Origin of the sequence: Pantoea eucrina (assembly GCF_020079945.1) — a bacterium.
GTDB classification, from domain to species: Bacteria; Pseudomonadota; Gammaproteobacteria; order Enterobacterales; family Enterobacteriaceae; genus Pantoea; species Pantoea eucrina.
This window is the reverse complement of sequence record NZ_CP083448.1, coordinates 1,561,265-1,584,140: the sequence shown is the minus strand read 5'-3', so window position 1 is coordinate 1,584,140 and position 22,876 is coordinate 1,561,265. Positions and strand designations below refer to the sequence as shown.

15 protein-coding genes are annotated in these 22,876 nt (G+C 63.3%); 9 read left to right on the top strand and 6 right to left on the bottom strand.

What is annotated here, in order from left to right:
- Positions 1–17 precede the first annotated feature (17 nt).
- The 4 genes from LAC65_RS07405 to LAC65_RS07390 are packed head-to-tail and all read left to right on the top strand — an operon-like array spanning position 18 to position 7,798.
- Positions 18–1,505 (top strand): DUF3131 domain-containing protein, encoded by a 1,488-nt coding sequence (locus LAC65_RS07405; protein WP_224144859.1) that lies wholly within the window; start codon positions 18–20, stop codon positions 1,503–1,505.
- On the top strand, positions 1,490–2,887 hold the full coding sequence (locus LAC65_RS07400) for a DUF3131 domain-containing protein (protein ID WP_039384347.1): 1,398 nt from the start codon (positions 1,490–1,492) through the stop codon (positions 2,885–2,887). Before LAC65_RS07405 ends, LAC65_RS07400 begins: the two co-directional genes overlap by 16 nt.
- A 10-nt stretch (positions 2,888–2,897) precedes the next feature.
- Positions 2,898–5,594 (top strand): response regulator, encoded by a 2,697-nt coding sequence (locus tag LAC65_RS07395; RefSeq protein ID WP_052246488.1) that lies wholly within the window; start codon positions 2,898–2,900, stop codon positions 5,592–5,594.
- Positions 5,594–7,798 (top strand): glycoside hydrolase family 2 protein, encoded by a 2,205-nt coding sequence (locus LAC65_RS07390; protein ID WP_039384344.1) that lies wholly within the window; start codon positions 5,594–5,596, stop codon positions 7,796–7,798. The genes LAC65_RS07395 and LAC65_RS07390 overlap by 1 nt, the downstream gene beginning before the upstream one ends.
- Before the next feature lie 33 nt (positions 7,799–7,831).
- On the opposite strand, the gene LAC65_RS07385 is transcribed toward LAC65_RS07390, so the two are convergent.
- Positions 7,832–8,383, bottom strand: coding sequence for a YbhB/YbcL family Raf kinase inhibitor-like protein (locus LAC65_RS07385; RefSeq protein ID WP_039384342.1), 552 nt, complete (start codon positions 8,381–8,383; stop codon positions 7,832–7,834).
- A gap of 106 nt (positions 8,384–8,489) precedes the next feature.
- On the opposite strand from LAC65_RS07385, the gene LAC65_RS07380 reads away from it, so the two are divergent.
- The gene (locus LAC65_RS07380; RefSeq protein ID WP_039384340.1) at positions 8,490–12,899 is read left to right on the top strand and encodes an ATP-dependent helicase; all 4,410 of its coding nucleotides are present in this window, start codon (positions 8,490–8,492) and stop codon (positions 12,897–12,899) included.
- On the opposite strand, the gene LAC65_RS07375 is transcribed toward LAC65_RS07380, so the two are convergent.
- Positions 12,881–14,992, bottom strand: a complete 2,112-nt coding sequence (locus LAC65_RS07375; protein WP_039384337.1) for an FUSC family protein — start codon at positions 14,990–14,992, stop codon at positions 12,881–12,883. The genes LAC65_RS07380 and LAC65_RS07375 overlap by 19 nt on opposite strands.
- Positions 14,993–15,294: 302 nt before the next feature.
- A complete protein-coding gene (locus tag LAC65_RS07370; protein ID WP_039384335.1) occupies positions 15,295–16,407 on the bottom strand; it encodes a lactonase family protein in 1,113 nt (370 codons plus the stop codon).
- A 199-nt stretch (positions 16,408–16,606) separates the two neighbouring features.
- Here LAC65_RS07370 and LAC65_RS07365 point away from each other — a divergent pair, with 199 nt between their 5' ends.
- Both LAC65_RS07365 and LAC65_RS07360 read left to right on the top strand, forming a co-directional pair.
- The gene (locus tag LAC65_RS07365) at positions 16,607–17,632 is read left to right on the top strand and encodes an NADP-dependent oxidoreductase (RefSeq protein ID WP_039384332.1); all 1,026 of its coding nucleotides are present in this window, start codon (positions 16,607–16,609) and stop codon (positions 17,630–17,632) included.
- Positions 17,633–17,742: 110 nt separating this feature from the next.
- Positions 17,743–18,483 carry a nitroreductase family protein gene (locus LAC65_RS07360; RefSeq protein ID WP_039384330.1) on the top strand — a complete coding sequence of 247 codons (741 nt, stop codon included), beginning with the start codon at positions 17,743–17,745 and terminating at the stop codon, positions 18,481–18,483.
- A 37-nt stretch (positions 18,484–18,520) separates the two neighbouring features.
- On the opposite strand, the gene rluF is transcribed toward LAC65_RS07360, so the two are convergent.
- Complete coding sequence (gene rluF / locus LAC65_RS07355; protein ID WP_039384328.1) at positions 18,521–19,402, bottom strand: 23S rRNA pseudouridine(2604) synthase RluF; 882 nt, start codon at positions 19,400–19,402, stop codon at positions 18,521–18,523.
- A gap of 164 nt (positions 19,403–19,566) precedes the next feature.
- Here rluF and LAC65_RS07350 point away from each other — a divergent pair, with 164 nt between their 5' ends.
- On the top strand, positions 19,567–20,289 hold the full coding sequence (locus tag LAC65_RS07350; protein ID WP_039384326.1) for an HPP family protein: 723 nt from the start codon (positions 19,567–19,569) through the stop codon (positions 20,287–20,289).
- A gap of 8 nt (positions 20,290–20,297) precedes the next feature.
- Here LAC65_RS07350 and LAC65_RS07345 read toward each other — a convergent pair whose 3' ends face one another.
- Positions 20,298–21,269: a sugar-binding transcriptional regulator gene (locus tag LAC65_RS07345; RefSeq protein WP_039384324.1), complete on the bottom strand. Its 972-nt coding sequence runs from the start codon at positions 21,267–21,269 to the stop codon at positions 20,298–20,300.
- A 68-nt stretch (positions 21,270–21,337) separates the two neighbouring features.
- Positions 21,338–22,111 (bottom strand): triose-phosphate isomerase family protein, encoded by a 774-nt coding sequence (locus LAC65_RS07340; protein WP_039385861.1) that lies wholly within the window; start codon positions 22,109–22,111, stop codon positions 21,338–21,340.
- Between the two features lie 280 nt (positions 22,112–22,391).
- Here LAC65_RS07340 and LAC65_RS07335 point away from each other — a divergent pair, with 280 nt between their 5' ends.
- A complete protein-coding gene (locus tag LAC65_RS07335) occupies positions 22,392–22,847 on the top strand; it encodes an RpiB/LacA/LacB family sugar-phosphate isomerase (protein ID WP_039384323.1) in 456 nt (151 codons plus the stop codon).
- Positions 22,848–22,876 lie beyond the last annotated feature (29 nt).

Here is a 22,876-nt window from a genome sequence, read left to right as displayed (position 1 = left end):
TGCTGCTGACCCTGTGGATGCTGCCGCTGCAGGCGGCCGTCAGCCTGCCCGCCTCCGACTATAAAAGCCGCCACGGCGAGCTGACCGCGCGGGAGATGCAGGTGGCGCGCAACGCCTGGTCCTATTTTGTCGCCAACTATCAGCCCACTACCGGTCTGGTGAACGCGGTGAATAAATACCCCTCCACCACCATGTGGGACAGCGGCTCTTACCTCGCCGCGCTGACGGCAGCACGCGAGCTGGGGATCATTGATAAAGCGGAGTTTGATCGCCGCTTTCTGCAGTTTATCGCCACGCTGAACAAGCTGGTGCTGTTTCAGAACCAGGTGCCAAACAAAGCCTATAACACCATTACCGGGCAGAAAGTCGATTACCTGAACAAACCGGGCGAGATAGGCTTCTCCGCTATCGATATTGGCCGCATGCTGCTCTGGCTGAAGATTATCAAAGAGCGCTATCCGGAACATGGCAACAGCATTGATAACGTCGTGCTCGGCTGGGACTTTACCCACGTGGTGGATGAGTGCGGCACGCTCTATGGCGCCTATCTCGATAAGCAGAAGCAGCCTCAGTACGTACAGGAGGGCCGGCTTGGCTATGAAGAGTATGCGGCGGCGGGCTATCAGCTGTGGGGATTTACCACCTGTCAGGCGAGCCGGCCTGAGCCTTATGCGCTGGCGGATATCTACTGCGTGCTGGTGCCCTACGACTCGCGCGATCCGCGGCTGACCAATCAGCATAACTACGTGGTCACCGAATCCTATCTGCTGCATGGCCTGGAGATGGGCTGGGACAACAGCGACGATCGTGAAGCGCGCCCCAACAACCACTCTCATCCGTGGATGAAGAACTTCGCCGATCGGGTCTATCAGGCGCAGGAGAACCGCTACATGATCACCGGTACCCTGACGGCGCGCTCCGAACACCAGCTCGATAAATCCCCCTACTTTGTCTATGACACCGTCTTCAGCGACGGCTTCAACTGGAACACCATCACCGATAAAGGCCAGTATGTGCCCAATGTGGCGGCTGTTTCGCTGAAGGCCGCACTCGGCATGTGGGTGCTGTGGAACTCCCCTTATACCGATCGCCTGTTTGACGCGATTGAAAACGCCGATGAGAAAGACAAAGGCTACTACGAAGGGCTCTATGAGAATGGCGACGGCCCGATCAAAGAGTTCACCGCCAACAACAACGGCATCATGCTGGAAGCGCTGCTGTTCAAAAAACAGGGCAAGCTGCTGCGCTTTAACACTAACGATGCGCGCAGCCGCAGCTATGCGCCCTCCCTGTGGGAAAAGCGCCTGGTAGATCTGTTTGAAGAGAACAACACGCGTCGCAACCGGCCTTTCCTGGAGGTGACGCCCGGCATAAAAACCTGGTGCGATCAGAGCGGGACCGCCGTGCGCAGCGCACCGAAGTGCAGCGCCTGCAAATGCGCCCGCTGCGACAGCAGTGCGCCCGTTAAACTTCCGCCGGTAGCGACCTCATGCCTAAAACCCTAGTGCGTATCACCGGTCTGGTCGTGGCTCTGCTGCTGGCGCTCGGGGCCTGGCTGCTGCTGCGTCACGAGGGAGACGGCTGGCGCTGGCTGGTGAACGGCGGCTGGCACACCACCGCCCGCACCGGCGCGCTGACGCCTGAAGAGCAGCGCTGGGCCGCGGTGGCCTGGCGCTACTTTGAGAATAACAGCGAGGCGAACAGCGGTCTGGTTAGCGGCAGCGACCGGCGGCCGGTGGTCAGCCTGTGGCAGATGGGCGATACCCTGATTGCGCTCACGGCTGCGCGCGAACTGCAGCTTATCGACGATCGCCGTTTTGACCACCAGCTCAGTCAGCTGCTCGGCAGCCTCAATCGCCTTCCGCTCACCCAGAGCGGCGTGCCCAATCTGCTTTATAACAGCCGGACGCTGTCGATGGTGGGCTACAGCAATACGCCACAGGTGATCGGCTGGTCCTCACGCGACATGGCGCGTCTGATGATGGCGCTGCAGGTGGTCGCAACGTTTCACCCGCAGTACGGGGAATATCTGCAGCGCATTATCCTGCGCTGGAACTTCTGCCCGGTGGTGGATAAGCAGGGCCAGCTCAGTGCGGGCATGTGGCAGCAGCAGCAGATGCGCATCCAGCCAGAGGGGCGGCTGGGCGACAGCGAATACAGCGCCGCTGGTTTCGGGCTGTGGGGCTTTGCTAACCAGCAGTCGCTGCAGCCTCCGGCGCAGCACGTCATTATCGACGGGCTGGCGCTGGATATCGACAGCCGCGATCCCCGCACCACCTGGACGCCCGCCGCCCTTACCACGCTGCCCTGGGTGCTGAGCGGAATGGAGTATGGCTGGCAGCTGCCGGGCGCCGACCGCGCGCAGATCCGGCAGCAGCGCCAGCGCGCCAGCCTGGTCTATCAGGTGCAGGAGCGTCGCTGGCAGCGTCAGGGCATTTTAACCGCCCGCAGCGATTTCGCCCTGAACGTCGCGCCGTGGCACGTCAACGACACCATTTTCGCTAACGGCTACGCCTGGAACACGCTGACCGATGACAATAAATGGGTGCCGACGCTGGCGCAGGTCTCCACCCGCGCGGTATTTGGCCTCTGGGCGCTCTGGGACACGCCGTTTACCGATGCGCTGATGCGCACCACCCGGCTGCAGTACGATCCGGCGCGCGGCTGGTATGAAGGCCGCACCGAGGCGACCGGGGAGTACAACCGCGCTATCACGCTCTCTACCAACGCCACGGTACTGGAAGCGCTGCTTTTCAAAACCCACATGAAGCCGCTGATCGACAGCAGAAATAGCGAGAACCGCCAGTTTTTCCGTCAGCAGCTGGCCGATCCGTTCCGTGTGCCGCAGCGCTGTCTGCCGGTCACCGCCCCGCTGGCCGAAGAATAAGGAGAAACTGATGCCGGAAAGCCTGTTACCCAAAGCGCTCGATTCCCTGCGCGCCGCGGTGCTGATGTATGACGCACAGGAGCGGCTGGTGGCGTATAACCAGCAGGTAGTCTGTTTCTACCCCGGAATGGAGCAGCGGATCCGCGTCGGCATGACGCTGACCGAGCTGGCGCAGGATTTTATCGCTTCCGCCTACATGACAGAGGATGACCGCAGCCGTCAGGCGATGATCGATAACCTGATAAGCCGCTGCCGGCTCGACAATCACAGTGAGATGCGGCGCATCGCTAACCGGCAGGTGTTTGTCCAGCATAACCGCACGCCTGAAGGCGGCATCGTCAGTCTGCATATTGACGTCTCGGGCTATACGCTGATTGACGCATCGCGGCGGCAGCTGCACGCCGACTTTGTGCTGGCGGCAGAATCGACCCAGATTGGCATCTGGGACTGGCAGCAGCAGCACGATCTGCTGCAGGTCAACGATGCGCTGCTCAATATGCTGGGCTATCCGCGTGAAACCTGGCACTACAGCGCCACTTTTCTCGATACGCTGCTGCACCCGGACGATCGCGAGCCGCTGCAGCAGCTGTTTGCCTCCGCCAGCAACAAACAGCTGCCGGTATTTGAACGGGAAATTCGCCTGCTGCACCGCAGCGGCAACTATCGCTGGATGCTGCTCTCCGGTCAGGTAGCCAGCGTCACGGTCAGCGGCGAGACGGAGCGCGTCATTGGCACGCTGCAGGATATTACCAAGCGCAAAGAGGCAGAGCAGCTCTCGCTGCAGGTGATTGCCGCTGCGCACGCGGCCAATGAAGCCAAAAGCGCGTTTCTGGCGAACATGAGCCATGAGATCCGCACGCCGATGAACGGCATTCTGGGTATGACCCAGCTCTGTCTCGACACCCGGCTGACTGCGGAGCAGCGCGAGTACATGACGCTGGTCTATCACTCAGCCCACACCCTGCTGCGCATCATTAACGATATTCTCGACTACTCCAAAATAGAGGCGGGAAAAATTGAGCTGGATGAAGAGCGGTTTGAGATCCGCCCGTTCCTGCACGCCGTGGCGCGGCCGCTGATGCCGGCCGCCAGCGAAAAAGCGCTGGAGCTGCTGATTAACGTCACCCCGGATGTTCCCGCCACCTTTCTCGCTGACACCGTACGCCTGCGCCAGATCCTGACCAATCTCATCAGCAACGCGCTGAAGTTTACCCATCAGGGCGAGGTTGAACTGGCCGTGACGCGCGATGCCACGCACAACCGGCTGCGCTTTCAGGTGCGCGACACCGGCATCGGTATTCCACCGGAGAAGCAGCAGCTTATATTTGAATCGTTCAGCCAGGCAGACACCTCGACCACCCGCAAATATGGCGGCACCGGGCTCGGGCTGACCATCTCTGCCCGGCTGGTGGAGCGGCTGGGCGGTTCGCTGACCGTACAGAGTGAACCGGGGCGCGGCAGCACGTTTACCTTCTCTCTGCCGTTGCCGGCAGAGACAGAGAGCGATCCGGTGCGGCATTCGCCGCGCCTGGCACCGTTACCGGTACTGGTGGTGGATGACAACGCCACTAACCGCCATCTGCTGAGCGACATGCTGCGCAATATGGGTCTGCGGCCCAGCCTCGCCGCCAGCGCCGCCGATGCGCTGGCGCTGCTGCAGGCGCAGCCGGACTTTCCGCTGATCCTGCTGGATGCGCAGATGCCCGATCGGGATGGCCTTGACCTGGCGCGGGAGATCCGGGCAAACCCGCAGCTGGCAACCAGTCAGATTATTATGCTCAGTTCAATGAGCCGGGCGATGGATGCAGAACAGCTGCGGCAGCTCGGCGTGAATAAGTTTCTGGCTAAACCGATCGATCAGCGTGAGCTCTATGACGCGCTGGCGGGTGCCTCCGGGCAGCGCCAGCCCGCCAGCAGTGCGGAAAGTGCGCCGGTCAGCCCCGTGGCCGACCCCGCCACGCAGGCGCTGCGCATTCTGCTTGCCGAGGACAATCTGGTGAATCAAAAGCTTGCCGCCCATTTCCTCACCCGGCTCGGTCATGAGTTCGCCATCGCCGGTAACGGGCTGGAGGCGCTGACGCTGCTGGAGCAGGATGGCTGGGACCTGGTGCTGATGGATCTGCAGATGCCGGAGCTGGATGGTGAAAAAGCGACGCGTCTGATCCGCGAACGTGAAGCCGCCGCATCGCCGCCCCGCCACCAGCGCATCATTGCCATGACGGCGCACGCGATGAAAGGCGACCAGGAGTACTGCCTGCAGAATGGCTTTGATGGCTACGTCGCCAAGCCGGTGAGCCAGGAGATGCTGCATCAGGAGATCAGCCGGGTCATGGCGCTGCCTGACCCGGCGGCAGGCGACACGCCTGCGCCAGCCGGCAACGCCGCCGCGCTGGCGCAGCAGCTTGGGCTGGACGCGACGCTGCTGCACGAACTGCTGCTGCTGTTTGCCGATTCGCTGACGGAGATCGAAACGCAGCTGCTGACCGCGCTGAGTGAAGGCGACTGGACGAGCGCGTCACGCCACTGCCACAAGCTGCGGGGCGAAGCCGCCATATTTGGATTCACAGACTTAACCCATACGCTGCAGGCCGCTGAAACGCAGATCCGCCGGGGTGACGCCATCGATGCCGCCCGGCTGCGCGCAAACCTGATACAAGAGTGTACGCAGGTGCGTCAGCAGCTGCGTGCCCTGCTGGAGGAGAAGTGATGCGTGGTTTACTGCCCCTGTTACTGATAGTCAGCCTGCCCGCTGCCGCGGCCAGTGAGGCGCCGGTCAGCTGGTCGCTGGCCGGCCAATGGCGCGTGCATGACGCAAATATCCCCGGCTTTGAGGGCTGGCGCGAAGCGGACAGCAAATGGCCGACGCTGCGCGTCCCCGCCAACTGGTATAGCGCCGGTCGCGATCATCAGGGCGCGCTCTGGTACCGCCATGAGTTCTCTCTGCCGTCGCTGCAGGCGGACCAGCAAGCAACGCTGGAGTTTGACGGGGTCGATTACCTGGCTGACGTCTGGCTCAACGGCCGGCGGCTGGCGCAGCATGAGGGATATTTCCAGCGCTTTGCTGTCGATCTCACTGACAGCCTGCGCCGCTACAACCGGCTGGCCGTGCGGGTCGACAGCCCGCGCGAGGCGACGCCGGGCACCTGGCCGCTGCACAAGAACCTGATGAAAGGGATCCTGAACCAGCACGATACGCGTCCCGGCGGGGCCTGGAGCGATCGCGGTCAGGAGGCGAACTCCGGCGGCATCTGGGCGCCGGTGCGGCTGCGCATCAGCCGGGGGGCAACGATCGATCGGCTGATCCTGCGTCCCGACTGGTCTCAGGGGCTAACGCAGCCGCAGCTCTCTGCCGGGCTGCACTACCGCGCCCCGGTCGCGGCTGACGTCACGCTGACCCTGCGCGCCGCACCGGATAACTTTCCCGGCCAGGCGTTTGAGCTGCAGCAGCGCGTGCGGCTGGAGGCGACCGGCGATACGCCCGCGCATCTGCAGGTCACGCTGCCGATGCCGGCGGCGCGGCTGTGGTGGCCGGTGGGCTACGGCAAACCCCATCTTTATCAGGTCAGCGCCACGCTCCGTGACGATCGCGGCGTGATGGATCGGCGCAGCAGCCGCACCGGTCTGCGCAAGGTGGAGGCGCTGGAAAATAATCAGGGCTGGCGCATCAACGATCGGCGGGTCTTTGTTCGCGGCACCAATTACATCGGCTCGCCGTGGCTCAGCACCATGAACAAAGCGCGCTATCTGCGCGATTTTACGCTGGTGGAGAAGATGAACGCCAACGCTATCCGCGTGCATGGTCACGTGGCGGGCCGGGCGCTTTATGAGGCGGCTGATGAACGCGGTCTGCTGATCTGGCAGGATGTGCCGCTGCAGTGGGGGTATAATGACTCTGCCGCCTTTGCGGATAACGCGGTGGCGCAGACCCGCACCATGACCGCACAGTTTGGCAACTCGCCGGCTATCGTAGTCTGGGGCGGCCAGAACGAGCCGCCGTTTAACTCGCCGTGGATGGAGAAGCGCTTTCCCGACTGGCATAAAGATCTTAACCGCACCCTGACCCGGCGTGTGGCAGAGGCGCTGGCGGAAGATCGCAGCCGCATTGTGCATCCTTACTCTGCTGTGGAGGAGCACTACTGGGCAGGCTGGTATTTTGGCACGCTGAATAATCTGCTTGAGACGGCGAAAACGGCCACCGTCACGGAGTTCGGTGCGCAGGCGCTGCCCGATCTGGCCACCCTGAAGAGCATCATTCCGCGCCGCGAATGGTGGCCAGCCTCAACCGAACCCGGCGATCCGCTCTGGACGCGCTGGAAATATCACAATTTCCAGCCGATCCAGACGTTTAAAAACGCGGGCATCAGCCGGGGCAAGAACATCCATGACTTTATCAAAAACACCCAGCGCTATCAGGCGCAGCTGGTCGCCGTGGCTGCCGAGAGCTACCGGCGGCAGCGCTTCCAGCCGGTGACCGCGTTGTTTCAGTTTATGTTTGTGGAAACCTGGCCCTCAATCAACTGGGGCGTGGTGGATTACCTGCGTCAGCCGAAAGCGGGCTATTACGCCCTGCAGCGCGCCTACCAGCCGCTGCTGCCCTCTATCGATCCCCATACCCTGAACTGGCAGGCCGCCAGACCTGGCGCGCTGTCACTCTGGGTGATTAACGATCTGCCGCAGGCGTTTCCGGCGCTTACGCTGCGCTGGCGCGCCACTCAGCAGGGTCATCTGCTCGCGCGCGGTGAACGGCAGGTCGCGGCGGCGGCTGATACCGGCAGTAACGTGCTTGATGTGCCGCTCACCCCCGTCAGCGCTACTCCGCTGCGGGTGCAGACCTGGCTTATCGACGCACAGGGTAAAACGCTGGCAGAAAACCAGCTGGAGCTGGAGGTGGCACCCGCCGACGCCAGATAACTGCCCGCCCGGCACGGCAGCGGGCATGGCGGTTTACTCATCGTTGGTAAAGCGACCGACGCGGGTGGCGCCGGCGAGCGCGTGACCTTTAAGCTGAGCGATCAGCGCATCATGCGTCAGCCCGGCCGGCAGCCTGTCCGGCGGCAGATCGGTGGCGATAATCACAAAGTTGTAGTGATGCATGCCGCTGCCCGCAGGCGGACAGGGTCCATAGTAGTGCGCCGTGCCTGGGCTGTTGGTGCCGCCGGTATAACCGGTTCCCCTGCTCAGCTCGCCGCGCGCAAACTGCTGCCGCTCCGCCGGAATGTTATAGGCGACCATATGCACCACGCCCAGCCCTTTCGCACCCACCGGATCGGTCATCAGCAGCGCAAAGCTGCGTGTGCCCGGCGGCGCATCGCGCCAGCTGAAGGCGGGTGAGAGGTTCTCGCCGCTGCACGCCGGATTGCCCGGTTTATTGCCGGCAAACGCCTTCTGCAGCATACCGCCATCCTGAAAATCGGGCGACTGCAGGGTAAATACCGGCGCGGCCAGCGCGCTGACCGGCAGCGCCAGCGCCAGTAACGCCATTTTTACGCTGTTCATAACAAGCTCCCGTAATAAATCGCTGAGCATCAAGTATATAACCTGTTCAGCCGCGCGCGGGCGACTACACTGCTAATCGCGCCCTCTTACCCGCAAGGAGTCCGGGATGTCTGTCCCACCGCTGTCGCACTTTCTACCCGCCACGCGCCTGTGGTTTACACAGACGTTCGATCAGGCGACGCCGGTTCAGCAGGCGGCCTGGGAGGCGATCGCCGGCGGCAGCCATACGCTGGTTGTGGCGCCGACCGGCTCCGGCAAAACGCTGGCGGCGTTTCTGCACGCCATCGATGCGCTGTTTCGCGAGCGCAGTCCGGATGCCGCCGTTGCGCACGAAGAAACCACGCGCGTGCTTTATATCTCGCCGGTTAAAGCGCTGGCCGCCGACGTGGCGCGCAACCTGCAGCTGCCGCTGGCGGGCGTCAGCGCATGTCGTCAGCAGCAGGGCGAGCCGGCCATCACGCTCCGTTGCGGGATCCGCAGCGGCGATACCCCGGCGCGCGAGCGGGCAGCGCTGCGCCGCCATCCGCCCGATATCTTAATCACCACGCCGGAGTCGCTCTATCTGCTGCTGACCTCGCAGGCGCGCGATACGCTGCGCGGCGTCACCAGCGTCATCGTTGATGAAATTCATGCGCTGGCGGGCAACAAACGCGGCGCCCATCTGGCCCTGTCGCTGGAGCGGCTCGATGCGCAGCTGGCCCGGCCGGCGCAGCGTATCGGGTTATCCGCAACGGTAAACCCGCCGGAGACCGTGGCGCGCTTTCTGGCCGGTCGCCGCCCGGTCACTCTCGTCAATCCGCCGCTGCCGCGCCCGCTGCAGCTCCGCGTCACGGTCCCGGTGCCGGATCTCACGGCTCCCCCGCCGCTGCCGGGGAGCGAAAGCGAAGCCGGCGCGCTCTGGCCGCATCTGGAAGCGGGAATACTGGCCGCGGTGCTGCGCCATCACACCACGCTGGTGTTTACCAATTCGCGCGCGCTGGCAGAGAAGCTGACGGCGCGCCTTAACGCCCGCTGGCAGCAGCAGCAGCGCGATGACGCTGCAGAGATTGCACGCGCGCACCACGGCTCCGTTGCCCGGGAGCAGCGCCTGCTGATCGAGAGCGCGCTGAAGAGCGGTGCGCTGCGCTGCGTGGTGGCCACCTCCAGCCTGGAACTGGGGATCGATATGGGCAGCGTCGGACAGGTGATTCAGGTCGGTACGCCGCCGTCGGTCGCCAGCGCCCTGCAGCGCACCGGACGCGCCGGACACCGGCCGGGCAGCACGCCGCAGGGGGAATTCTGGCCCCGATCGCGCAGCGATCTGCTGCAGACGGCGGTGATCGTCACGGCGATGCTGGCGGGCGAAACGGAGCCGCTGACCGTGCCGGAAAACCCGCTGGATATTCTTGCCCAGCAGACCATCGCTGCCGCCGCCATAGCGCCGCTGGAGGCTGGCCGCTGGTTTAAGCAAGTCACGCGCAGCGCGCCTTTTCTGACGCTGTCGCGGCACGATTACGATGCGGTGCTGGCGATGCTGACAGGACGCGACGACACTGACGCTTTCGCCCTGCTGCGCCCGCGGCTGATCCACGATCCGCAGACGGATCGCATCACGGCCCGGCCCGGCGCAAAGCTGCTGGCGATTATGCACGCCGGCGCCATTCCCGATCGCGGCAGCGTCAGCGTGATGCTGCCGGAGGGTGAGGCGCAGGCCGGTACCCGCCGCGTGGGCGAGCTGGATGAGGAGATGGTTTACGGCTCGCGCGTCAATGACATCGTGACGCTGGGAGCCACAACCTGGCGTATTCAGCAGATTATGCGCGACCGGGTGATTGTCACACCGGCACCGGGACGCACCGCACGGCTGCCGTTCTGGCAGGCGGATGCGCCCGGACGCGCCGCATCGCTCGGCGCGGCGCGCGGCCGCTATCTGCGTCAGGCCGCAAACGGCACGGCAGAAGACCCGGCGCTGGACGCGCACGCCCGGCGTAATCTGCAGACGCTGCTGCGTGAGCAACGGATGGCGACCGGACAGCTGCCGGACGATCGCACGCTGCTGATTGAGCGCTGTGCGGACGACAGCGGCGACTGGCGCATTATTCTGCACTCGCCGTGGGGCAGACGCGTACACGCGCCCTGGGCGCTGGCGCTGGCCGATCGGCTCGCGGAACAGCACGGCATAACGGCTGACGTGGTCGCCAGCGACGACGGCATTGTGACGCGTCTGCCGCCGCATGCCACATTTTCACTTTCCGACTGGCTGCAGTTTACGCCGGATGAGTTACAGCAGCGGGTCAGCCGCGCCGTCAGCGGATCGCCGCTGTTTGCCGCCCGCTTTCGCGAATGCGCCGCCCGCGCCCTGCTGCTGCCGGGTCAGCGTGCCGGGCAGCGCACCCCGCTCTGGCAGCAGCGGCTGCGCGCCGCAGAGCTGTTTGACGCCGTGCGGCCGTTCCCGGATTTTCCGCTGCTGCGGGAAACCGCGCGTGAATGCCTGCAGGATGTCTATGATCTGCCCGCGCTGCAGCAGCTGATGGCGCAGATCCGCGCCGGAGAGGTGCAGCTGCGCGAGATGACAACTGACGCGCCCTCGCCCTTCGCTGCCGCGCTGCTGACCGGCCATCTGGCTGACGCCGACCGCCGGGCGGTGCCGCAGGCTGAGCAGCTGGCCGCACTGCTGGCGCTGGATACGTCACTGCTCAGCGAGCTGATCGGGGCGCTGCCGCCAGAGCAGCTGCTGGACGCAAACGTCATTGCGCAGACGGAAGCGCTGCTGCAGCGCCTGACGCCAGCACGCCAGGCTACCGGCGAGGAAACGGTGGTGGATCTGCTGCGCGAACTGGGGCCACTCAGCGCCGGAGAGATAGCCCGGCGCTACCGGGGCGCGTCGCCGCTAGCTGACGTACTGGAGACCCTGCAGCAGGCGGGCCGGATCCTGCCGGTTACGTCTGGTGCGCAGGCCTGTTTTGCGGTCGCAGAAGATGCCGCCCGCCTGCAGGCGCTCTCCGGTGGCGGCAGCGCAGTGCCGGAGAGCGCGGTTCGCCCGCTGCAGGGGCTGGTCAGCCGCTATCTGCAGACACACACGCTGGTAAGAGCCAGCCAGGTCGCCCGGCATTTTGGCCTCGACGCCGGCACGGCAGAGAGGCTGCTGGCGGAGACGCCGGGTGTCGTCAGAAGCGAACCCGCCTCCGGCGGGGTGCAGTGGATCGCCGCGCCGGTATTCCGGCGTCTGCGGCTGGCATCGCTGCAGGCGGCGCGTGAGGCGACCCAACCCGCTGCGCCGGCGGCATGTGTGCAGGCGCTGACGGAGCGCCACGCGCTTACCGCCCCGCTCAGCGGTACAGAGGGTTTGCGCCGGGTGATCGCGCAGCTGGCCGGCGTGGCCCTGCCTGCCGGGCTTTGGGAGAGCCAGATTTTTCCGGCGCGTATCGCTGATTACCAGCCCGCGCTGCTGGATGAACTGCTGGCGAGCGGCGAGGTGCTCTGGCGCGGCAACCGCGCAGCCGGCACGCGACAGGAGCGGGTGGAACTCTGCCCGGCTAACGCCGCTGCCGCAATCATGACGCCACCGGCGGAGACGCAAACCGTGACGATGTCACCTCTGCAGCAGCGGATCGTGGCGCACCTGCAGCAGCACGGCAGCGCAACCTTCCGGCAGCTGCAGCTCGCTGCAGAAAGCGACGCCGGTGAGGGTGCGTCACCGGAAACCGACGCGGCGCTGTGGGATCTGGTGTGGCGTGGCTGGATCACGTCGCAGAGCTGGCAGCCGCTGCGGATGCCGCCGCTGCGCAGCAAACCGCGTCCAGCACGCCGTCGCCGCATGGCCGGACGCCATTTTGGCGCGGCACCCGGCGGCGCCGGGCGTCCGGCCCTGGCCGCCACCGTGACGCTGCCCGGCAGCTGGACGCTGCTGAATATCAGACCGGCGTCCGATACGGTGCGGGCGCTGGCGCTGACCCGCGCCCTGCTGGACCGCAGCGGCGTGGCAACGCACGGCGCCGCCCGCAGCAGCGCGATCCCCGGTGGTTTTCCGGCGCTGCAGCCGGTGCTGCGCGCGATGGAGGATGCCGGACACCTGCTGCGCGGGCGCTTTGTCAGCGGCATAGGGGCCGCGCAGTTCGCTGAGCCGGCGCTGATTGAGCGTATCCGTCAGCTGCAGCGCGCGCCGTCCGCTGCGACGCTGGCGCTGGCTACGCTGGATCCGGCTAATCCGTTTGGCACCCTGCTGCCGTGGCCGCTGACCCTCTCCGGGACGAAACCGCTGCGGCGCAGCGGCAGCTGGGTGGTGCTGTTTCAGGGAGAGCCGCTGCTCTGGCTGCCGCCCGGCGGTAAACAGCTGCATACGTTTATGGCCGGTATATCGCCGGAGATCCTGCAGCAGGCGCTTGGCGCGCTAGCCGCGGCCCTCCGGCGCGAGCCGCGCCTGCGCTTTACGCTGGAGCAGATTGATGGTTCTCCGGCCAGCCAGTCGCCGCTGACGGCGCTGCTGAAACCGGCAGGCTTTGCGCGCGTACCGGGCGGCTACAGCTGGGATGGCTGAGCGCGCAGGCGCAGAGCGTGCTGCTGCAGGGCGGCGCGCTGGCCGGCGGTCGCCTCCGGCCACGCCAGCTGCGGAAACAGATAGAGCCGGACGCTGAACAGATGAAACAGCGGCGTAAACAGGCGTTCATCGTCCAGCGCCAGCGCTTCCAGCTGCAGCAGCAGCAGATCAAGCGTCTGCTGCAGTTCAGCGTGCGGGGCGCTCTGCAGCGACTTCAGCCGCTGCTTCAGAAAGCGTCCCAGCTCATAGAAAAACGCCCCGCTGTCGAGCAGATAATTACCCAGCAGCACCCGGTGCCGCGCGTAGTAATCGAAGCTGTTGACGCCCAGCCACACCTCATTAAGCAGCATACCGGCGCTGCTCATATCCGACTGCGGATCGAGACGCAGACGCGGCAGCACCATGTTGACCTTATCCAGCATCAGGCTGATAAAGCGCTGCCGGGCCGGCAGGGATGAGCCGTTGCGCTCAATCTCCTTAATAAAGCGCAGCAGCTCGCGCAGTCCGCGCCGCACCGCGCGCCGCGCACTCCACGACGGCCGCTTGTTGCGCATAATGGCCGTGGCGATCGCGGCAAACAGGACACCGGTCACCGAGGCGATGGCGTTATTCACCAGCAGCACCAGATCCGGCTTCAGATGGTGACCAAAACCGATCAGTCCCGGGATCTGAATCGCCACGCTCAGGCCAATCAGGTTGGTTGCCGGGCGGGCGATTGTCAGCGCCAGCATAATAAGCCCCGGCGCCATGCAGATTATCAGCGCCTCAAACGAGGTCGCCTGCGGCAGCAGCAGCGCGACATACACCAGGCTGATACCAATGGCGATCAGCACGCCGCGCACGAACAGCTTCATTGAGGTGAGCGGCGTATCGAGGCTGGCGAAAAAAGAGCTCAGGATCGCCGCCATAACCGGGGCAGACGCACCGTCGCGCCACCCGCTTCCCATCCACAGCAGGCAGCTGCCAAAGGTGGCGCAGAAAGCGGTCAGCGCCGAAAGACGGATAAGCCCGCGATCAAAGAAGCGGTGGGTGCGTCTGCCGCGCGCCAGTGCGGTGTCACCCGACAAATCGCTCACCATGCCACTGACGCTCTGATACGCCCCGGCGATGCGCACAAAGTCGATCATGCGCTCCAGCAGCCCGCTCAGCAGCAGGCAGTGTTCCACCGGCAGCTCGCCGGCGCGCCACGCCGCGTTGATCTGCGCCTGCCGGTGGGTCAGCTCCAGCTGAATGCCGATCACATCGCCCGGCGCCTCTCCGTCGCTGAGCCACTGCAGGAACTGCTGAAATCCCTGCGCCACATAGTCAGGCAGCAGGATATTGCGTGCGGCCAGGCGCTGCAGGCGCAGCTCGATGGCGGTCAGCGTCGGGATAAGATAGGAGAGATGCTGATACTGCGCGCTGACTAAGCGGATCAGCCGCCGGGCAGCGTCACCCTCATAGACGCAGTGGGTGATCAGAATTTCCACCTGCTGCGGTGCGGTAGCCATCTGCGTCAGGATCGCTTCCCGCTCGGGCGAGACGGCGCTAACCGGCCCGGAGAGCAGATCGTGACAGAGCCGGCGGCCGGTGAGATACCACTGCGTCACGCTCTGCTCCAGCAGGCTGCGCATGGAGACCGGAAACAGCAGGCCGTGTATCAGGCTGCTGCAGACAATGCCTAAGGTGATCTCTTCAATACGCGACAGCACCGTACTGGTAATGCCCCACGGCGTGTAAACTTCCGGAAACCCCATAATCGCCGCGCTGTAGCCCGCCAGCATAAACACATAGCTTTTGGGCGTCCGATCATGCAGTGAGAGCCAGAGACAGCCGCTGACCCAGAGTGAAATCACCAGGCTGAACAGCAGCGGATGCGCCACCGTCAGCGGAAAAATCAGAAAGATAAACAGGCCGCCCAGCAGCGTGCCGAGCAGACGAAACAGCGATTTAGAGATGGTCGAGGCGGAGTAGAGCTGCGAAGCGACAAACACCGTCGTCAGCGCCCAGGCGGGGCGATCCAGGTTAATCTCCAGCGCCAGCCAGAGCGCCAGAAACGCAGCGAGCGTGGTTTTTAAGGCAAAGAACAGAGCGGGTCGGGTAAGCCACGGCATGTCACAGGGACCAGAAGGCACTAAGTGCGGCGTATCCTGCCAGATTGCTGCCTGCGCTCACGCAGATAACTACGACAAATTGTTTCGTCATCAAAATTTATGCTGGATGATACGCCCCGCGTGTGCGGTTATCCGTTAACGCCGCTTATCGAAGCTGCCGGTGCCGCAGCGACCAGCGTAGTGGCTGCACGGCACCGGAGGGAATCGTCCGGTTAACAGATAAAATGTGTCGGCGATCACATTTCTCAGCTGTGCGGCGGCTCCATAAAATTATTTTGTGCAGACCGCCGCCTGCACAGCCGTCAGTAGTGCACGATCGTCACCCAGTTGGCATCGCTGCCCACCGGCGCTTCACCGGTGCGCGTCAGCGCCCCGCTTTGCGGATCGATGCGGTAACTGCCAATCACCGCGCTCTTCTCGCCGCTGACCACCAGCCCGCGTCCGTCCGGGGTAATGGCAAACCCGCGCGGCTGCTTCTCCACCGGCCAGCTGCCCGCTAACGTCAGCGCCCCGCTCTCTGCATCTACCCGGTAGCCGCTCAGCGTACTGCTGGTGCGCTCGCTGACGTAGAGAAAGCGCCCGTCCGGCGTGAGATGAATATCGGCGGCCCAGATACGCGGCGTGGGATCGCTGTATCCCGGCGGCCGTTCGCGCCCCTCTGCCAGATGATAAGAGGCGGCAACGGCGCTGGGGAATTCAGCAACTTTTACCAGCGCCCCGTTCGCCTCACGCCGGAACTGCGTGATCACCCCGCCCATTTCGCCAATGTTATACAGAAAGCGCCCGTCTGCGGACATTACCGAGTGGCGCGGGCCGTTGTTTTTAGCCGTAGCGACATACCCGCCGCCGAGCGCGGCCAGCGTGCCGCTGTCGCTCAGCGTCAGCTGCAGCACGCGGTCGGTGCCGAGGTTGCCGACATACACCGTTTTGCCGGCTGGATCCGCAATGGCCGAGTGAGCGGCAGGCCCGGTGGCGTACCGGCTCACCGGCGGTGCGCTGAGTGTCGCTTCCGGCGTCAGCCGGTATACATCAACGACGTTACCATCATACGAGGCCGCCAGCAGAAAACGCCCCTGCGGCTCAGCGACGATCCAGGGATAACTGGCGGCGGCGGGCACCTGCTGCTTCTGCGTCAGGTCGCCGCTGCGGCGATCAATCACCCAGCTTGCCAGCTGCAGCGGCTTGCTGCGGATCGCCGCATAAAGATGGGTTTTATCGGTGCTGAGCGCCAGCGGCATCACCTTGCCGTCCGCCGGAGTATGGCCCAGCAGGTGCAGAGCGCCGTGCTGATCCAGACTGTAGCGCGCAATCGTGCCGTCGCCGGCTTCTGAAACATAGACGTAAGTCTGCGCCAGCAGCGGCGTACTGCCTGCCAGCGGCGCCAGCAGCAGCGCGGCGCGTAACGGTTTTATCATAACAATCTCCGGGTCAGGAAATGGCACATGCGAAGCAGCACGGTCCGGGGGGATCTGGCAATCGGTCGCTCTTATATAACACCCTTCCGCGAATGAGTGACAAACTATTGCGGCAGACCGGTCGCGCAATATCCGCTAACGGCAGTGCGCTTATCCTCAGCTACACTTGCCTCACCCGTTTGTCATAAGAGAGGTAACTATGTCGCAACACGCTGTATCAAACCAGGCCTGGCTGCTGGCTTCCCGTCCCGAGGGCGAACCGGTAAAAGAGAACTTCCGGCTGGTGGAACAACCGGTGCCGGAGATCAAAGAGGGTGAGATGCTGCTGCGCACGGTGTGGCTGTCGCTGGATCCCTATATGCGTGGCCGCATGGATGACGGTAAATCCTATGCGCCGCCGGCGGAACTCGACCAGCCGATGGTTGGCGGCACGGTGTGTCAGGTTGAGTCATCAAAGCACAGCGATTTTAAAGCGGGCGACTGGGTGCTGGCCCAGAGCGGCTGGCAGACCTATGCGGTTTCTGATGGCGAAGGCGTGGCAAAGCTCGGCGAGCTGGCTCACCCCTCCTGGGCGCTCGGCATTCTCGGCATGCCCGGTTTCACCGCCTATATGGGGCTGATGGACATTGGTCAGCCTAAAAAGGGCGAAACGCTGGTAGTGGCGGCGGCGACCGGTCCGGTCGGCGCGACCGTGGGCCAGCTGGGCAAGCTTAACGGCTGCCGCGTGGTGGGCGTCGCCGGGGGTGAAGAGAAGTGCCGCTATGCGATTGAAAAGCTCGGCTTCTCCGCCTGTATCAATCACCACAGTGATGACTTTGCCGACCAGCTGGCTGCGGCCTGCCCGGACGGTATCGATATCTATTACGAGAACGTCGGCGGTAAAGTGTTTGACGCGGTATTCCCGCTGCTGAACACCGCTGCCCGCGTTCCGGTCTGCGGCCTCGTCTCGGGCTACAGCAGCCGCGACCTGCCGTCGGGACCTGACCGCACGCCGCTGATCATGGCGGGGATCCTGAAACGCCGTATCCGCATGCAGGGCTTTATCATCTTCCAGGACTACGGCGACCGCTATCCTGAGTTTCTGAAAGCGATGACGCCGCTGGTTGAGCAGGAGAAGGTGCACTATCGCGAGCATGTGATTGAGGGGCTGGAGAATGCACCGCAGGCGTTCTTCGATATGCTCAATGGCAAAAACTTCGGTAAAACCGTGGTGAAAGTCAGCTGATACCTCCCGCCCGGGTGCCGCCACGGCACCCGGTTTTACCTCACGGCAATAACGGTAAAACGCACCGCTACCCGGCCTGCTACGCTCTCTCCCCCACAACAGGAGGCAGCATGAGTTCCATTATCGATCTTTTCGCTCAGCATAAGAGTGAGCGCAGCTATACCGATCAGCCCGTAGAGGATGCGGTACTTGAGCGAATTATTTCAGCGGCGTACTACGCGCCTACCTCGGTCAACTCCCAGCAGGTATCCGTCGTCGTCACCCGCGACGCCGCGCAGCGCCAGCAGATTGCCGCCATTGCCGGCGGGCAGCCGTGGATCGCGAAAGCGCCCGTGTTTCTGACCTTTGTCCTGGATATGCATAAGTCGCGCCTGGCGATAGAAGCCAGCGGCCGTGAGCAGATTGCGCAGCAGAGTATTGAAAGCGTGGTCTCCGGCGCCACCGATGTGGGCATTGCGCTGGGATCGGTCATGGCCGCCGCGCGGGCTGAGGGGCTGGGTATTGTGCCGATTGGCGGCATCCGCCGCGATCCGGAAGCGATGATCGCGCTGCTGGATCTGCCCGACTATACCTTCCCGGTTGCCGGGGTGGTCATCGGCCACGTCGACCAGCCTGCGCACCAGAAGCCGCGTCTGCCGCTGCCGACTTTCCGCCACGAAGAGCGTTATCAGCAGGCGGATCTGCCGCAGCATATCGCTGATTACAACGCGCAGCTGGTGCAGCACTGGCAAACTACCGGCCGCAGCGATGGCGAGAGCTGGAGCGACAGCGTCAGCGGCTACTACCAGCACATTTACTTCCCGCACGTGCTGGTGGCGCTCCATAAACAGGGGTTTGGCACCGATAAATAATCCGATCCGCCCGCAGGCCGGGCGGATAATCCGGGGCTTAACGCCCCTTTTTTTTGCGGCCGGGCTGGGTAAAGCGTTTGCGGTTCGCGCCCTGGCCCCCCGCTTTATCGCCCTGCTTTGCAGCCGCAGCGGGCGCTTTTTTCGCCGGTGACGCCGTTTTTTTCTTCGCCTGCGCCTGCCGGGTTTTAGTATCTTCTGATGACGAATCCTCAATCAGCTTAAACAGATCGATCAGTTCATCATCGGTCAGATCGCGCCACTCGCCGAGCGGAATCCCCTTCAGGCTGACGTTCATGATGCGCGTACGCTCAAGCTTCGTCACCTCATAGCCAAAGTGTTTGGTCATGCGGCGGATCTGGCGATTGAGCCCCTGCACCAGAATAATGCGGAACACAAACGTCGACTCTTTTTTAACTTTGCACTTTTTTGTTACCGTGCCCAGCATCGGCACGCCACCCGCCATGCCCGCGATAAATTCATCAGTGATCGGTTTATCAACCGTCACCACATACTCTTTTTCGTGGTTATTACCGGCGCGCAGAATTTTGTTAACCAGATCGCCGTGGTTGGTGAGGAAAATTAACCCCTGCGAATCTTTATCCAGCCGGCCGATAGGAAACACGCGCTTGCTGTGGTTCACAAAGTCGCCGATATTGTCGCGCTCACCCTCTTCCATGGTGGTAACAATGCCGGTGGGTTTGTTAAGCGCAATCAGCACCAGATCGTCGGCGTCACGCGGCTCAATCAGCTGGCCATTCACCCTGACCTCATCTCCGGCGTACACCTGAGCACCGACGGCGGCGCGTTTACCGTTAATAAATACGTTGCCCTGTTCGATATAGCGATCGGCATCGCGGCGCGAGCAGATTCCGCTCTCGCTGATGTATTTGTTCAGGCGGGTAGATAAGTCAGGCAGCATGGTTCCTCCGAAAAAAAACGGACTATACCTCAACTGCCGCCGTTGCGTAAGGCTGTCGCACCTTCCGCGTACGCGCATAAATCCCTGCAGACTGCAGGGTTGTTTAGCGTCAGACGCCAGGCGACAATCCCCGGCCACTGTTTCTGGCTTCTCACGGATTTTCTATGACACAACCGCAACCGGCGAGCCGACTGGCCTCGCTGCGCCTGTTTCTGGCCCGCTTCTGGCCACATCCCCTGCCCGTGGCGCGCAGACAGCGCCTGCTGGCCAGCCTCGGAGCCGGGCTGGGCCTTATGCTGACGAGTCTCATCAGCCACTGGATGCTGGGTGCGGTAAACCTGTGGTTTGTCGCGCCAATGGGAGCGTCTGCGGTGCTGCTGTTTGGCCTGCCCAATAGCCCGCTGGCGCAGCCGTGGTCGATTATTGGCGGTAACCTCGTTGCCGGCGTTATTGGCGTGACCACGGCACTGCTGATCCCGCAGCCGGCACTGGCGTGCGGAGTAGCCGCCTGTCTCGCTATTGCGGTGATGTTTCAGCTGCGCTGTCTGCACCCGCCCAGCGGCGCGGTGGCGCTGACGGCGATTCTCGGCGGCGGCAGCGTGGCGCAGCTCGGCTACCACTTTGTGCTGACGCCGGTGATGCTTAACTCTGTCTGCCTCGCGCTGCTGGCGATCGTATTTAATAACCTCGCCGGACGCCGCTATCCTCATCCGCTGGCGGCCGCCGAGGCGAAACCGCAGCCGGTGGCGATGCCGGTTCCGCTCACGCGCGACGACCTGCATCAGGCGCTGGAGAGCGGGCCCCTGCTGGATATTGATGAGGACGATCTGCAGCTGCTGCTGCAGCGCGCCGAAGAGATTGCAATCCGGCGCGTTCAGATACGCTAAAGCGCGCTTTAGCGCGCCTGTACCAGGCTCAGCACCGTGCGGATATTCTGCGCCGAGGTCGCGATGATATCGATGGCCCCGGTGCGCAGCGCCCCGAGTATCGCCATCGCCTTGGTATTCTCTGCGGCTATCGCGATCACGCACGGGATCCGGCGCAGCTCATCAATGCTCAGCCCGATCACGCGCTCATTCATGACCGTCTCCACCGCTTCACCGCGGGCGTTGAAAAAGTCATAGCCGGCAATATCACCGGTCACACCCTGATTAACGCTGGCGTCGATAATTTCACGCGGGGTAAACCAGCCCAGCTTCACCATGTAGCTGTTCTCATTCATATCCCCGATCCCCACCAGCGCCACATCCGCTTTACGCGCGCGATCCAGCGTCTCTTTTACCGTACCGTTCTGCATAAAGCTGTCGCGCAGCGCGCGGTTCTCCACGTAGGCGGGGGCATAGAGCGTTTCGCTGCTGCCGCCAAACTTCTTTGCCAGCCGGCGGCTGATGTGATCGGCGTTGATGGCGTCGCCCGGGCGGTGCGTGCCGCCAATACCGCTGATAAACAGGCAGTTGCGGTCGGGCACCTGACCCGGATGATCGGCCACCGCCGCCACGTTACGCCCCTGACCGACAGCGACGATAGCGTTATCTTTCAGCGTCTGCGCCAGATGGGCAGACACCAGCGCGGCTACCTGACGGCGCTGCTCGTCGCTGTCGGCGGAATCCAGCGCAATCAGCGCCCGCTGCAGGCGCGGAAAAGAGCGCTGCAGCTGCTGCTCCAGCCGGGTACTGAAAACCGGATGGTAGCGCACGCTGATTTCCACAATGCCCTCTTCGCGCGCGCGTTTAAGCAGTCGCCCGACCTTGATGCGCGAGATACCAAATTTACGCGCGATCTCCTCCTGCGTGATGGCATCCTGATAGTAGGCGACGGCAATCTCGGTCAGCAGCTCAGCATCCTGACCCGGCGTGGTATTCTCCATCTCTTCTCTGTCCTGTGTAACGCGGTCGTAAGCAGCCGTAAGTTATAGCACTCATCGCGGCCGCCCCGCTATGCTCTGCCACCGGCGAGCGCGCTGGCCTCTTCAATAATCTGCGCCAGCGCCTGCGGGTCGTGAGCAAAGCGGCCAAGAAACAGGCCATCCACATCACTGCCCAGCCGCTGGATCAGACCCGGTCCGGCGCTGCCGCCGTATATCACCTTCAGCGTAATACCGGCGGGCAGCGGCAGCGTCCGCAGCCCGGCGCAGACGGTACGAATATAGCTGTCGGGGGCCGGCTGCGGCGCGCCAATGGCCCACTGGGGTTCATAGGCAAACAGAATCTCGCCCCGCAGGCGATGCGCCGCCGCCTGCGCCAGCGCATCGTTAAGCTCTGCGGCACAGAGCGCAATCGCCTCCGCGGGCGTGCCCTGCTCCGACTCGCCAATACAGAGCACCGGCGTCAGCCCGTGCTGTAGCGATATCGCCACTTTGGCGGCAATCTGCGCCGCATCCTCGCGGAAGTGTCGCCGCCGCTCCGCATGACCGATTTCAGCCAGCGAACAGCCCAGCTCCTGCAGCATGCTGGCGCTGACTTCACCGGTCCAGGCGCCATTTTCCGCCTGGCAAACATCCTGTCCGCCAATGCGTACCGGCGTGCCCGCGAAGATCTCCGCTACGGCAGGGATCGCCGGATAGGCGGGCAGGATAAACAGGCCGACCCTGCCGCTTCTGATCGCCGGGTGATCGGCCAGGCTGGCGACCTCGCGGCACCACGCCAGCGTTTGCTGATAGCCAAAGTACATTTTGAGACTGACACCAAGTAAGCGTTGTGGCTGAGACATCATGCAGCTCCCGGTTATAGCGCGCCCTGACCCTGATGGTCATTTGTTCATATGAACAGTAAATGAATTAATGAACCTGTTTCAATGCGCGTTTAGAGGATCTGTGACCTGGCGCAAGGCCCTGTCGCGCCTTAAAACCTGCCACCTGACTCATCTATCGCGATCGCGCTCACAAAACCACCATATTACAAATGAACATGCATTGAACAAATGTTTAACCCTGTGGCACGCTGTGATCCACGCCTGGATGCAGGCCCTTTTTCTTTACCGGAGAACCGCTATGAAAACGATTGCAATCGGTGCTGATGATGCGGCTGTCGATCTGAAAAATATCATTAAGACGCTGCTGGAAACGCAGGGTTATACCGTGACAGATTTTACCAACGATGCTGATAACGCCCGCCCTATGTACCCGGATGTTGCCTGGGCGCTGGCGACCGCGATTCAGCGGCAGGAGTTTGCGCGCGGCATCCTGCTCTGCGGCACCGGTATTGGCGTAGCCATCGTGGCCAATAAAGTGCCCGGCGTGCGGGCAGCGCAGTGTCACGACACTTTCTCTGCCGAGCGGGCGCGTAAAAGCAATAATGCCCAGATCATGACGCTGGGCGCGCGCGTGGTGGGTCCGGAGCTGGCAAAAAATATTGTGAATGCGTGGCTGGCGGCGGAGTTTGAGGGGGGCGGTTCTGCGGCAAAAGTAGAAAAGATAGATTTTTACGAGCACGCGGCGCAGCGCTGATCGCCCCTTCTGCCCGGCGCGCGGGGTGT

What these genes read in the sequence shown, in the direction of transcription:
- LAC65_RS07405 (WP_224144859.1), top strand. Translation starts at nt 18, where the DNA reads ATGCTGCCGCTGCAGGCGGCCGTCAGCCTGCCCGCCTCCGACTATAAA.
- LAC65_RS07400 (WP_039384347.1), top strand. Translation starts at nt 1,490, where the DNA reads ATGCCTAAAACCCTAGTGCGTATCACCGGTCTGGTCGTGGCTCTGCTG.
- LAC65_RS07395 (WP_052246488.1), top strand. Translation starts at nt 2,898, where the DNA reads ATGCCGGAAAGCCTGTTACCCAAAGCGCTCGATTCCCTGCGCGCCGCG.
- LAC65_RS07390 (WP_039384344.1), top strand. Translation starts at nt 5,594, where the DNA reads ATGCGTGGTTTACTGCCCCTGTTACTGATAGTCAGCCTGCCCGCTGCC.
- LAC65_RS07385 (WP_039384342.1), bottom strand. Translation starts at nt 8,383, where the DNA reads ATGAACAGCGTAAAAATGGCGTTACTGGCGCTGGCGCTGCCGGTCAGC.
- LAC65_RS07380 (WP_039384340.1), top strand. Translation starts at nt 8,490, where the DNA reads ATGTCTGTCCCACCGCTGTCGCACTTTCTACCCGCCACGCGCCTGTGG.
- LAC65_RS07375 (WP_039384337.1), bottom strand. Translation starts at nt 14,992, where the DNA reads ATGCCGTGGCTTACCCGACCCGCTCTGTTCTTTGCCTTAAAAACCACG.
- LAC65_RS07370 (WP_039384335.1), bottom strand. Translation starts at nt 16,407, where the DNA reads ATGATAAAACCGTTACGCGCCGCGCTGCTGCTGGCGCCGCTGGCAGGC.
- LAC65_RS07365 (WP_039384332.1), top strand. Translation starts at nt 16,607, where the DNA reads ATGTCGCAACACGCTGTATCAAACCAGGCCTGGCTGCTGGCTTCCCGT.
- LAC65_RS07360 (WP_039384330.1), top strand. Translation starts at nt 17,743, where the DNA reads ATGAGTTCCATTATCGATCTTTTCGCTCAGCATAAGAGTGAGCGCAGC.
- rluF (WP_039384328.1), bottom strand. Translation starts at nt 19,402, where the DNA reads ATGCTGCCTGACTTATCTACCCGCCTGAACAAATACATCAGCGAGAGC.
- LAC65_RS07350 (WP_039384326.1), top strand. Translation starts at nt 19,567, where the DNA reads ATGACACAACCGCAACCGGCGAGCCGACTGGCCTCGCTGCGCCTGTTT.
- LAC65_RS07345 (WP_039384324.1), bottom strand. Translation starts at nt 21,269, where the DNA reads ATGGAGAATACCACGCCGGGTCAGGATGCTGAGCTGCTGACCGAGATT.
- LAC65_RS07340 (WP_039385861.1), bottom strand. Translation starts at nt 22,111, where the DNA reads ATGTCTCAGCCACAACGCTTACTTGGTGTCAGTCTCAAAATGTACTTT.
- LAC65_RS07335 (WP_039384323.1), top strand. Translation starts at nt 22,392, where the DNA reads ATGAAAACGATTGCAATCGGTGCTGATGATGCGGCTGTCGATCTGAAA.